At 57.4% G+C, this 12577-nt stretch carries 7 protein-coding genes; 3 read left to right on the plus strand and 4 right to left on the minus strand.

Translation table 11 applies throughout. From position 1 onward, the window contains the following. Nucleotides 1–112 precede the first annotated feature (112 nt). Both AC4EYZ_RS07175 and AC4EYZ_RS07180 read right to left on the minus strand, forming a co-directional pair. Entirely contained in the window at nucleotides 113–3259 is a 3147-nt protein-coding gene (locus AC4EYZ_RS07175) for a multidrug efflux RND transporter permease subunit (protein WP_190373898.1), read from the minus strand. A 22-nt stretch (nucleotides 3260–3281) separates the two neighbouring features. Continuing rightward, nucleotides 3282–4439 (minus strand): efflux RND transporter periplasmic adaptor subunit, encoded by a 1158-nt coding sequence (locus tag AC4EYZ_RS07180; protein ID WP_190373899.1) that lies wholly within the window; start codon nucleotides 4437–4439, stop codon nucleotides 3282–3284. A gap of 100 nt (nucleotides 4440–4539) precedes the next feature. Between AC4EYZ_RS07180 and AC4EYZ_RS07185 the strand changes: the two genes are divergently transcribed. Both AC4EYZ_RS07185 and AC4EYZ_RS07190 read left to right on the plus strand, forming a co-directional pair. Next, a complete protein-coding gene (locus AC4EYZ_RS07185) occupies nucleotides 4540–5313 on the plus strand; it encodes a response regulator (protein WP_223828018.1) in 774 nt (257 codons plus the stop codon). Then, the gene (locus AC4EYZ_RS07190; RefSeq protein ID WP_190373900.1) at nucleotides 5310–6389 is read left to right on the plus strand and encodes an ATP-binding protein; all 1080 of its coding nucleotides are present in this window, start codon (nucleotides 5310–5312) and stop codon (nucleotides 6387–6389) included. The genes AC4EYZ_RS07185 and AC4EYZ_RS07190 overlap by 4 nt, the downstream gene beginning before the upstream one ends. Nucleotides 6390–6677: 288 nt before the next feature. On the opposite strand, the gene AC4EYZ_RS07195 is transcribed toward AC4EYZ_RS07190, so the two are convergent. Next, nucleotides 6678–7145 (minus strand): VapA/VapB family virulence-associated protein, encoded by a 468-nt coding sequence (locus AC4EYZ_RS07195; protein ID WP_101148383.1) that lies wholly within the window; start codon nucleotides 7143–7145, stop codon nucleotides 6678–6680. 241 nt (nucleotides 7146–7386) lie between these two features. On the opposite strand from AC4EYZ_RS07195, the gene AC4EYZ_RS07200 reads away from it, so the two are divergent. Continuing rightward, nucleotides 7387–9018, plus strand: coding sequence for an FAD-dependent oxidoreductase (locus AC4EYZ_RS07200; RefSeq protein WP_223828019.1), 1632 nt, complete (start codon nucleotides 7387–7389; stop codon nucleotides 9016–9018). A 16-nt stretch (nucleotides 9019–9034) separates the two neighbouring features. Here the strand turns inward: AC4EYZ_RS07200 and AC4EYZ_RS07205 are convergent, their stop codons facing one another. Beyond that, nucleotides 9035–12181 carry an ATP-binding protein gene (locus AC4EYZ_RS07205; protein ID WP_190373902.1) on the minus strand — a complete coding sequence of 1049 codons (3147 nt, stop codon included), beginning with the start codon at nucleotides 12179–12181 and terminating at the stop codon, nucleotides 9035–9037. Nucleotides 12182–12577 lie beyond the last annotated feature (396 nt).

Consider the following 12577-nt stretch of genomic DNA (forward strand, 5'->3'; position numbering starts at 1 on the left):
CACTTAACTCCTAGATAATGATGTCACTTCCAACGCTGCCACTGAAAAGGTGTCTGACACAGGGGACGCCGACAGCGTTAGCACGACAGGCAGAATCAGTCGGCGCATGGCATTAATGCTCTATATCGTTATGAGGTTGTAAGGATGAGGGGCGACGAGCAGTACGCCAGCCATTCACCCGTTCCTGAAGGCCTATCACGAAAACGAAGAACACCGGAACAAAGAGAATCACCAGAAGCGTTCCGCTAACCATGCCGCCGAAAACGCCCGTGCCTATCGCATGCTGGGTTTTAGCACTGGCGCCAAACGCGACCATCAACGGCACCACTCCCAAGCCGAAAGCGAGTGAGGTCATAAGGATCGGACGCAGGCGCAGGCTGGCGGCTTCCACCGCGGCCTCCATCAGCCCCTTACCTTGCTCACGCAACTGTTTTGCGAACTCAACGATCAAGATCGCGTTTTTCGCAGACAACCCGATCACGGTGACCATACCGACTTTGAAGAACACATCGTTAGGCAGGTCACGCAGCAACATAGCAGCCACCGCCCCCAGCAACCCCAGCGGCACAACCAGGATGACCGACAGCGGAATGGACCAGCTCTCGTAGAGAGCGGCTAACACCAGAAACACCGCCAGGATGGATAGCGCAACCAGCATGGGTGCCTGAGCAGCGGACTGGCGCTCCTGAAGGGACTGCCCCGTCCAGGCCACTGCGAAACCGGGCGGAAGTTGCTGCGCCAGACGCTCCATTTCAGCCATGGCATCACCAGTGGAAGCCCCCTTCGCCGCACTGCCGGAAATGCTGGTGGCGGGATAGCCCAGGTAGCGCACCATTTGTAGCGGTGTTTCGTCCCACACCGGAGTCACCACCTCTGACAGGGAAACCATGCCCCCCCTGCTATTTCGCACATGCAGCTTGAGCACGTCGTCGACCTGCATGCGTGCCGACGCATCCGCTTGCATAATCACCTGCTGCATCCGGCCCTCATTCGGGAAATCGTTGATGTAGGACGACCCCATCGCGGTAGACAGGATTTCGCTAATGTTGGCGAACGACACGCCGAGCGCTTCGGCTTTCTGGCGATCGATGTCAAGACGAATGCTCGCCCCTTCCGGAAGGCCGTCGGAATAGACGTCACTAACTACCTTGCTCTGCGCCGCCAGTTCCAGCAGCGTCGTCTCGGCAGCCTTAAGGGCGGCCGGCCCCTGGTTGCGGCGATCCTGCAAGAACATCGTAAAGCCGGACTTGGTACCCAATTCATCAATGGCCGGCGGCAACATACTCATCACCGTCCCTTCGTTCAATTGACTCATGGCTGCCTGAGCTCCTTCCGCTTCACTCGCCGCCGTGGCACCGTCGCGCTTCCCCCACTCCTTTAGCGTGGTGAACGTCAGCGCTGTATTCGCGCCAGACCCAGAGAACCCGAAGCCCAAAATAGACATATTGCCGTCCACTGCAGGGCGCGCCATGACGTACTCCTCATACGCCTTGACGACATCCAAGGTACGCTCGGTGGTCGCATTGGCAGGTAACTGGATACTGGTCATGAAATAGCCTTGATCCTCTTCCGGCAGAAAAGCCGAAGGCAACTGGCGGAAGGCGAACACCAGCACACCTGCGATGACCACAAACACCAGCATGACCCGACCGCTGCGGGCGACCAGTTTCCCCACACGCGATTCGTAACGGGCGGTCATACGTTTAAGCGACCGGTTGAACACGCCGAAGAAACCGCCTTTGTCGTGGTGCCCCGGCTTAATGGGTTTGAGAAGGGTGGCGCATAGCGCCGGTGTTAGCGTCAACGCCAGAAACGCTGAGAACAGAATCGAGACCACCATCGCCAGCGCGAATTGCTGGTAGATCACACCGACCGAGCCACTCGAGAAGGCCATCGGGATAAACACCACCGTCAATACCAGGGTGATGCCCACCACCGCACCAGTAATTTCCTTCATCGCCTTGATGGTGGCGTCCTTTGGCGACAATCCCTCTTTGGCCATGATGCGCTCAACGTTCTCGACCACCACGATAGCGTCATCGACGATGATGCCAATCGCCAACACCATGCCAAACATCGTCAGCACGTTGATTGAGAAACCTGCCAGCAGCATCACCGCGAAGGTCCCCAACAACGCAATCGGCGCGACCAGTGCGGGAATCAGCGTGTAACGGATGTTCTGTAGAAACAGCAGCATCACCAGGAACACCAATACCATCGCCTCGATAAGGGTATGGATGACCTTCTCGATAGAAACCTTAACGAACGGGGCCGTATTAAAGGGGACCGATGAGCTCATACCCGCGGGTAGCGCCTGGTTTAACTCAGCCAAACGCGCTTGCACACTTTCCGACGTGCGGACAGCATTGGCACCGGGTGCCAGCTGTATGGCTGCCGCCGTCGCTGGCTGGCCATTCTCACGATTGGAGAAGCCGTAGGATTGGGCGCCCAACTCGACTCGCGCCACATCGCCCAACACCACTTTAGAGCCGTCGACATTAGCGCGAAGCACGATAGCGGCGAACTCTTCCGGCGTGCTCAATTGCCCCTGTGCGGTCAACAGCGAGGACACCTTTTGGCCGGGTAAGGCCGGAGACGCGCCGATGCTGCCCGGCACAATCGGTGCGTTCTGCTCCGTGATCGCGGTCGAGAGATCATTCACCGACAAGCCGAAAGCAATCAGCTTCTCCGGCTCTATCCAGATTCGCATTGCCTGCTCAGCACCGAACAGCTGCACACGACCGACACCGTCAATGCGGCGCAGCTCCTCGACGATATTGCGGGCCATATAATCGTTCAGGGCAATCTCATCAAAGCGCCCATCATCGGAATTCAGACCTACGATCATCAGAAAACTGGATGACGCTGACTCGACGCTCAGCCCATCCTGACGAACCGCCTGGGGTAACCGAGGCTCGACTGCCTTGAGTCTATTCTGCACATCCACTTGAGCCAGTTCCGGATTTGTCCCTGGCTTGAAGGTGGCGGTGACAGAGGCCGACCCTGAAGAGTCCGCCGACGATTCGAAGTACAGCAGATTCTTGACGCTGGACAGTTCTCGTTCGATGAGACTGAGCACGGCGTCATTCATGGTCTGCGGTGTGGCACCCGGATATGTCGCGGTAATGGTCACCGAAGGGGGCGCTACCGAGGGGTAGTGAGCGACCGGCAACTTAGGAATCGCGATCACACCCGCCAAGATAATAAACAACGCGACCACCCACGCGAAGACTGGGCGCTGGATGAAGAACTGAGGCATTGCGGAGACTCCTGAAGCTTAATTAAGAAGATGCCACTGAAGCCTCAAGAGGCGATGACCTATGCCAATCAGTCGCGCTGACTTCGACACCATCAGAAAGTCGCTCTATACCCTCGACGACAACCTTCTGCCCCTCTGTCACCCCCGTCTTAATCCGATAATTACCGTTCGCCAATTCACCAAGCTCCACTGAGACCATCACCGCCTTGTCGCTGTCACCAATCAACCACACGTAGGGCTTACCGCCGATGCGCACCACGGACTGTTGCGGCACCGTCAACGCGTTGTCATAGCGTGCGTAGGGCACGCGGGCGCGCACAAACATACCGGGCAGCAGGCGTCGATTGGGATTGTCCACGAGTACACGCAGTAAAAGGTCACCCGTGCTGGCATCCACATTGATGCCCGAAAAAAGAATGTGTCCGGTGACATCGTAGGGTGTACCGTTGCTGCCGAGGATGGTGACCGGTAAACCATTATCTAGCGAAGGTTGCGCCGCCATCGCATCTTGAAGCGATTCAAGTGAGGAAGCCGAACGCTGAACATCGACATAAACTTTATCGATCTGCTGAACACGGGCCATGGGCGTGCTATCGCTGCTACCGACAAGCGCTCCCACCGTTACCAACTCTTGATCAATTCGGCCAGAAATGGGAGACGCCACCGTGGAAAACTCTAAGTCAAGGCGGCGACGTGACAGCGTGGCACGCGCTTGAGCCACCTCAGCAGCGGCCTGCTGACTTTTGGATACGGCGTCGTCATAGGCCTGGCGGCTCACCGACTGCCCCCTGACCAGCGACTCCAACCGAGCGGACTGCGCACGGGCATTCGCAAGCTCGGCTTCGGCTTTCTGCAAAGCGGCTTCTGCCGTTTCCACTTCAGCTCGAAACGGCGCTGGGTTGATTTCGAATAATGGCTGCCCCGCACTCACGTCGGTTCCCTGTTCGAAAAGTCGACGTTGAACAATTCCGCTGACCTGGGGACGAATTTCCGCCACTTGAAAAGGAGCGACCCGGGCCGGTAAGTCTTCGGTCAGCTCCAATCTAACGGGTTCCAAGGTAACAACAGACACTCGGGCAGGCGGCGGCGCTACTTCTTGCTCAACTGGCCCGCAGGCGGTTAGCACGGTTAGCAGCAAGGCACAGAAGCCACCATTGCGGTAAATATGTCGGATCGTCATGCATCGTCCCTTCAGATATAGGCAAACATTTGCCTACTCATAGAATTGAAGGGGACTATATCGCTGTAGCGTGGTATTAACGTCGACGGTATGTGTAGATATGATGGAGAACACAATTAATGTTTCATTAGGCACTTTTATGTCCACGACTCAACAGTCGCCAAATTCTTCTTCTGGCCTGCAAGCACTGGTTCTCATCGCCGAAGACGAGCCTGAGATCGCTGATATTTTGCAGGCTTACCTGAAACGTGCGGGCCTGCGAACCATCTACGCAGAAGATGGACGCAAGGCATTGGACATGCATTTGTCGATGAAACCTGATCTCGTCTTACTTGATGTAAAGATGCCTAAAATGGATGGTTGGCAGGTGCTGTCAGAGGTTCGTCATCGTGGTGAGACGCCCGTCATCATGTTGACCGCAATGGATCAGGACATCGATAAGCTGATGGGCTTGCGTTTTGGTGCCGACGACTACGTCGTCAAGCCGTTTAATCCTGCCGAGGTCGTCGCACGCATTCAGGCGGTGTTAAGACGCACCATGGCTGATGCTAGCCATCAACCCCGTGTCCTCCGGGTTCCGCCCTTTGAGATCGATCTGGAACAACACGAAGCCTTTGTTCAGGTGGGAGGAGACTCGCATAGTCTTGCATTGACGCTCACCGAATTCAGGTTGTTGACGCACCTTGCACGCGCGCCCAAAAAAGTTTGCACCCGCGCAGAGTTATTGGCCGCCTGCCTCCCCGAGGGTGAGGCGCTTGAGCGCACTGTCGACAGCCATATCAGCAAGCTGCGTAAAAAACTGGAAGACGTCGATGTGAGAGGCATACCCGTTGGCATACGCGGCGTTGGGTACCGGCTGTGGGGAACAGAATGAAACTCATTGGATTGAGCCGGACAATCGCGTTGACAATGGCAGCAATGGCGTTTGGGATCACACTGTTAGTCGTGGTGACCTCTTATGTGTTCTATTTCATTACCTTCCATTTTTGGCAGGGGTCGATTAACGAACCCAACATGTTCCCGTCGGGGCTAGAGTGGGCTTGGCTCGTTGGCACTACGTTGGTTGGGCTGGCGTTCGCCGTGATAGTGGGTATTCACTTGGCACGTCGCATTCTGGTGCCGCTAAACTCCGTCACAGAAAGCATGCGTCGCGTCGCGCAAGGCGACCTGGACGCACGCGCCACGACGGGTGATCGCTCTTTAGGCGAGGCCGCCGTTTTGGCAAACGACTTCAATGCCTTGGCAGACCAATTACAGCGTATGTCCAAGGAAATGACGTTCTGGAATGCGGCGATTGCCCATGAGCTGCGTACGCCCGTTACTATTTTACGCGGACGCCTGCAAGGCTTGGCAGAAGGCGTATTCCCCCCCGAAAAACCCCAGTTTCAAAGCCTCCTTACCCAAATCGACGGTATGGCACAACTGATTGAAGACCTTCGCGCCGTAAGCTTGGCCGAAAGCGGCCATCTGAACCTTGAGATCAAGAAATGCGATCTTTCTACTGAAATTGAATCAGTCGTTGAATTTTGTAGACATGCCCTAGATGCATCAAATCATTATCCAACCCTTGATCTGCAATCTGGCGCCGCGTATTGCGATCCTGTCCGTATTCGTCAGGCATTGCTTGCGTTGCTGGAAAACGCTCGCCAGCATGCATCCCCAGGGACACTCATCATCCAAACGCGCCAGGACGACGGCTGGTGTATTTTGCGTGTTGTGGATTCCGGCCCTGGTATTCCTCAGGAATATGCTTCTCAGATTTTCACGGCATTCCGGCATGCGCGGGACGCTGACAGTGGTATGCCAGGAGACAAGCGAGGAAGCGGGCTAGGATTGGCGGTAGTGGCGGCGATTGCAAGAGCCCATGGTGGCGAGGCTAAATGCTACCCCTCTGATGAGGGTGGCTCTTGTTTCGAGTTGCGCTGGCCTTCTCAATCACATAGGGGGTGATGACATAGCGCGTTTACCCTCTTGGCGAACTACTAAGAAAAAATCCTTAGTGGTTGCCTGCTCGCGCAATTGGCGCTGCTCCCAGAGATACACGAGCCGAATAGAGTTCATATTCGGCTCATAGGTTAGTCAGAAAGCTAACTGGGATGGAGAAGTATAGGTGGAGGGAAATCAGGGGAGAAGAGTGGATTGTGAAGAATGGATTGAGAGCATGCTGACGTTCTTGCTCGCGGTTACCCGGGAACGCCGAGGGCGCCCCCAGGTTTAGAATCAGCATACGGCTAAGACTCAACTCCAGCTGCCTGTGCCACCGCCAGCGCCGGTAACGGTGGAGACGGCACCCGACTGGAAGTGGCCCAATAGATTACTGTCGCCGTCGAAGAACAGAATGCTCAGATAGACTGGCGTACCCTGAAATTCGAAACTTACCGTATCACGATAGAGCCGTTCGAGATCTTTGGTATAGACATCCCCAAAGAGAGCGCCGCCGCCCGCTGAGGAGATGCCGCCAGCATTGCCATCGAAGGACTTGCCATCGGTGATGTTAACCTGAAACCTAAGATAGAAGATCAGGCTGGCTACGCTGCCAGTAGCAGGATAGGCCTTCTCGGAAGCCATCAAAGCGTCGGCAACGTCATCGATCTGCTCAGGCTCGAGTTTTTCATGCATGGCAACACGAAAGTCGTGGGCGATCAGTTTTTTATCAATGGTTTGAGGAGCATTGTTTTGAGGAACATTGCTTTGAGGAGCATTCATGGTTAGATACCTCATGCGGATGTTGTGAAATCGGCGGCCGGTCATCGACCGCGGCTTACCTGCCCTAAGCATTTCAGCTTAGATACTGCGCAGTCACAGCATCAGCTCGGCATCACCAATATTGCTAACAATAGCCACACGAAGTACAACGGATCACTTCGGTATCAGCTTCTCTTGCGCCCTTGGCAGCAACGAACTCTTGGAAGATCCTGGAGCAAACGACTGCATAAGGAGAATAACGATGGACACTTCAACGCTTCGGGTTGCCATTATCGGCGGCGGCGTCTCTGGCCTGTCACTGGCCTACTACCTTCAGAAGCTCGGTGGCAAAGCAGCCCAGCAGATAGAAATCACCCTATTCGAGCGCAAAGCCACGCTTGGCGGCAACGCCGAAACGGTGTGGGTCGACCTCGGCAATCGGCGGCAACCGGGCAAGCCCGAGTCGCCCTATCGGCGCTGGGCCGACCTGGGGGTCAATGATGTCAACTTGGCCACCTATCATCGCCTGCGCACGGTGCTTAGCGAGATCGGCGAGCTAGAGCGCATGAAGCCGCTAGAGAATACCGAGAGCTACTTCAGCCGTGACGGAGCGATAGCCCTGACCGATGATAGCGACTTGGCCCGCGGTGTCAGCGACCCCGCCCACGAGCTAAATCAGGCCGAAGGGGGCAAGCTAGCGCCGTTGATCACCGTGGTGCATCAAAGCGCCATCGACCTAGTGGAGAGTGGACGCATTACGCCCCACTATACGGTAGATGACTTCTTCGACAGCTGTGTCGCCACGCCCGTCGAGATGCTGGCAGCCGCAGCGGATCATTTGAAAATCACCATCGACTGGCAGGACCCGGCGCTACCAGCTCGGCTGGAACGCATCCGCCACACCATCTACTATCCACGCATATCGGCCATGTACTTCGCCGACGATCGCGGCCCGGGCGGTATGCCACTCCAAGCTCCCTTCGAGTATTACCGCATTCAGGAAGGTGGCTCGCCCCCGGACCGCCGCTACTTCGAGCATGGCTCCCAGCACTGGCTTGAGGCCTTGGCCGCTTATATCGCCAACCCCGAGACTCAGGGCCCAAGAGTCAAAATCTTGCGCGGCATCGACGTAGAGGCAAGGCTCTCGCCCCAGGGCGCAACGCTAGCCGAGCGTACCGCTTCAGGTGAACGCCGCTGGCAGGCAGATATTCTAATCATGGCCACCCATGCTGAAGATGCCCTGCCGATACTGACCTTTGGCGACGGCCTGACTGAGATCCAGCAAGGCCTTCAGCATATTCTTGGCAAGGTGCGCTACACCCGCAGCTTCAGCGTCTGTCACACCGCTGCAGCCCGCCTGCCACCCAATCGCAACCTATGGCGTACCTACAATATCGAAGTACGGAACCCTGAAGACACCTTCTTCCCCTACCGTATCGACTATGTAGCCAACCGCCACCAGAACGATGCAGAGAACAGTGATTACAATCAGGCAGGCCTGCCGCAGTACTTCGTCTCTCTGGTGGATGATCTCAACAAGATTCCCCACCGCGAGATGCTCGAGCGGCGCCCTTCGCCCCTGAACGACTCCATAGCCACTGAGCCAAACGAAGCTGGCTACCGAGACCGCTTGCCGCCACTGGGCAGCGCTCTGGAAGCCAAAGCCTGGACCCTGTTCAAGCACAATGTACTGGATGCCAACTGCCTGGAAGCTCAAGCGGAAATCGAGCGCTATAACCAAACCACCGCCCAAGGACGCTTCGAGGGAAACCAGAACGTATGCCCGCTGCTGTTTGCTGGCGGTTGGGCGCGCGGCGCGGGCCTTCAGGAGCAGTGCCTGGAACAGTCAGAGCATCTCATCGCCCTGCTGTTGGGGGATACCGGATCAACGTAAAGATAACGCGCGACGACTAGTAACGGCTGGCAGCCAGACAAGGCATCGTCATCAGCAGACCAGCCACTTCGCCCTGGCGCCAGCAATCCCGTAAAGCTTCCAGAGCGCTAGACTCGCCGTTCTCTTCGCAGCTCTCCGACCAAACAGCGTGAGCCTCAATCAGCGCTCGGTGATGCTCGCCCCAGGCACAGGGCTCCGCCGCCATCAGCTGGGTCAAGCGCTGGGCATAGTGGCGGGCTGCGGAAGGGCGATGGTCAAGCAAGCTAACCTCCGCCGCCGTGACCAAAAAACGGTAGCCGTTGTGCCCCACGCAGCCAGCATCCAGCAGCGCTTCACCCTGTTGCAGCGTCTCCAAGCGAGCCTCGGGATCCTCTTCCAACAGCGCCCGAGTGCCGAGCACCCAAGGGCCAATAAAGGCCGTCAGACGGTGCTGTTCCACCAACTGCCAAGCACGCTCGATACTGGCTCGCGCCTCAGCCTGTCGTCCGGTGATCAGCTCGATACGGGCACGGCTCTCCAACAGAAAGGCCTCGAAGCGCCCTGACCCCAGGCCGCGAGCCACTGCCAGCGCCTGTGTGACCTGCTCGTCGGCCGCATCGGGATTGCCCTGGGAAATCAGAACCCAGGACGCCGTTAGCCGAGCCACCACTTCAGCACGCCGATTGCCAACACGCTTGCCCAGCTCAGCAGCATCGAAACAGTCGGCCAACGCCGCCTCGGTCTCGTTAGCATAAAGACGAGCCGTACCCAGCATGAACAAATTAGAGGCCTCTAGGTCAGCGTGGCCGTGAGTTCGGCAGAGTGCCACACAGTGGTCGAAAAGCTCGTAGGTGCTGCGCATCTGCCCCTCGGCATAATGCGCATCGCCCAGCCCACTCAGGGCCTGGATTTCGGTATGCACATCGCCACCCAATCGGGCCTGCTCTAGTGCCCGAGTGTGGTAGGCCCGGCTGGTGGCAAAATCGCCCCGGGGGAAATAGAGATTACCTTTTAGATAAAGCACTTCAGCTAGGGGCAAAGGGTCTTTCAGCATCTCGGCCAGGGGCAACAGTCCATCGAGTATCGCTTCTTCTGCCTCTAGGGCATCGAGCATGTTCAGCACCCGGGCTAGCCAAAGATCCGCGGTAATGCGCTGACACTCCTCTCGGGCGAACGTGCGCGCCGTCTCGAAGTGCTCGCGAGCCGCCTGGATGCGCCCGGTCGCCATCGCCACTTGGCCTTGCAGCAGCACTAACCGGTACTCATCCTTCGGCGCATAATCGATGGCTCGGCATTGTCTCAGCAGCGCCATGGCTTCCTCATGCCGATAACGCAGCATTTCCGCTGCCACCGCCTCCAGGAACGCATTCGGTGCTTCCAGGGAACGTGCACGGTGAAGATGGCGCGCACGTAGCCCCAGTTCCGTTTCACCATAGAGCTCGGCCAGCCGGAGATGCAGGCGGTCGCGTTGTATTTTTGGAATCCCTTCGTAGATGCCCTGCAGAATCAGGTCATGCACAAAGCGATAGCTCCCCTCTTCCAGCGGGCGTACCAAACTGTAGCGCTGGGGGAGTTCAGGTCGATAATCGGCCTGCCCCACCACTTCCTGCAGCAACGCTAGGGAGAAGCGCTGCCCCATAACGGCGGCGACGCACATGGCCCGACGATCCAGATCGGTGAGCTGATCCAGCTTGGTCTGTACCAGATTAGCGAGGCTGGCTGGCAAGCTGCAGTGGGGATGAAACAGCAACAGTTGAGTCAGAAACAGCGGATTGCCCTGGGCCTGAGTGACAAGGCGGGAGGCATGCTCGGTGGGAACCGCTCCGAAGCTGGCTACCAGGGCCTCGGCCTCTTGGGGGCGCAATGGAGGAAGTTCGATCAGGGTTAGCGGCGACTCAGGCAACTGTGGCCTTAGACGGGTCTCTAGTGGGTCCTGCTCTAAGCGTGAGGTAAACAGCCAGATCACCGGCGCTTCCAGGGTCTCCTGGAGTAGCCCAGTCAGGGTTCCCAGCAGCGCCTCATCGGCCCAGTGAAGGTCTTCCACCACCAGCAATTGGGGGCGATGAATAGACCGCGCCAGGAGAGTGTCGCGCAGTGCCAGAACCAAACGCTGGCTGCGGGTCTCCGGGGTCATGGCCGCATAGAGACGCTGCGCATCCTCTGGCTGAGCCAGCCCCAGCAAGGGGCGCAGCAGCATGGCATGATCCACGGGCAAACGCAGCGCCGAAAGGCGAGCGAGCAGGCTCGCTTCGTCTATCGTTTCACCTTTCGTCTCATCGGACGTTTGAAGCAGCGAACGAGTCAGCTGCATCAACGGGCCTTCATCGGCACGCGTGCCGAAGTCCAACACCTCGGCCTGATGATGATCGGCATGCGCCGCCGCCATCTCGGCAAACTCGGCGCTGAGACGCGTCTTGCCGATGCCCGCCACGCCGCGAATATAGATCAGATGGCCAGCCTGATAGTCACAGGTACTCTCTAAAATGGCCTGCAGCTGCCCCAACTGCACCCGGCGCCCCACCAGTTCGAAGCGGGCCTCCTGAGATTCGTCTCGGGGATGGCAGTAGCGCAGCCAATCTCCGCCTTCATCATCGAAGATAAAGCGTTCCGCCAACTGCACCGCCACCCCGCGCTCAACCCAAACACCGCTCCGCTCCTCCGCTATCGAAGGGGGCGTAGCGGACGGCCATTGGCCAGCCTGGAGATATACGACCTTCGCCACTCCCTGTTCCACCAGGGTAGCGGCGCACAACAGGCCCCGCTGGGCATCGCTACGGTAAGCCCGGGGCAGCCCAAACAGGGCCGTCCCTTCTTCCGCCAGGCTGCCGCCGAAATGCTGAACCCAGGTCGCCAGGGTTGGCTGGTCAGCCACCACGGCATGCAATTGAATCAAGACACGCGCGCTTTCCATCTCCTCGCTATCAGCGGCAGGCACAGCGGCGGCCTCTTCCGCATCCACTGACAACGCCTCAACCTCGACGCCGTAGATCTCAGCCAAGTGGCGAGCGGTGCGATAAAGCACCGCCCGCCCACTCTCGGCCCGTTTAATCGAAGCAATAGAAACGCATAGGCGCTGGTCGAAGCAGTACTCGGCCAGCGCCTCCTGACTAAAGCCCAGCCGTTTGCGGTGCTGCTTCAAGCGCTGGCGATCCAGCCGCAAACGCCCATCTTGGGGAGCGATCATGATTGCCTTCCTTTCTCGAACACGCGGGAAATGTCGACCATGGCACTGCATCACGCTTTACATGAAAAATCGGCGTGCAAAGACTGGCTAGCTTTTGTGCAAGCCTATGGTTTTTTAGTATTAGATGGAACTAAGCCTAGCAGATTACGAGCTAGTGCAGAGCAAGCGGCACTAGTTTTGAGGAAAGATGAGCAGAAATACATAGACCTACCACCTCGCCCATTCAGCTCACAGGATGAGCCGATTATGGTTTATATTCGGCTCATAATATAGCCAGATACTAATTGGAATTTGGTAAAATAGAATCAGTAGCAGAAAAAGCTTGATGCAGCTATGGCTGACGGTCATGCGTAGCGTTAAAACCAACATTAAAGAGGCAATTAGATAGCCAAAAGA

The organism is Vreelandella sp. 162(4c) (assembly GCF_058152265.1).

Bases quoted from the DNA above. Each gene is read 5' to 3' on its own strand.
- AC4EYZ_RS07175 (WP_190373898.1), bottom strand. From the start codon at position 3,259: ATGCCTCAGTTCTTCATCCAGCGCCCAGTCTTCGCGTGGGTGGTCGCG.
- AC4EYZ_RS07180 (WP_190373899.1), bottom strand. From the start codon at position 4,439: ATGACGATCCGACATATTTACCGCAATGGTGGCTTCTGTGCCTTGCTG.
- AC4EYZ_RS07185 (WP_223828018.1), top strand. From the start codon at position 4,540: ATGATGGAGAACACAATTAATGTTTCATTAGGCACTTTTATGTCCACG.
- AC4EYZ_RS07190 (WP_190373900.1), top strand. From the start codon at position 5,310: ATGAAACTCATTGGATTGAGCCGGACAATCGCGTTGACAATGGCAGCA.
- AC4EYZ_RS07195 (WP_101148383.1), bottom strand. From the start codon at position 7,145: ATGAATGCTCCTCAAAGCAATGTTCCTCAAAACAATGCTCCTCAAACC.
- AC4EYZ_RS07200 (WP_223828019.1), top strand. From the start codon at position 7,387: ATGGACACTTCAACGCTTCGGGTTGCCATTATCGGCGGCGGCGTCTCT.
- AC4EYZ_RS07205 (WP_190373902.1), bottom strand. From the start codon at position 12,181: ATGATCGCTCCCCAAGATGGGCGTTTGCGGCTGGATCGCCAGCGCTTG.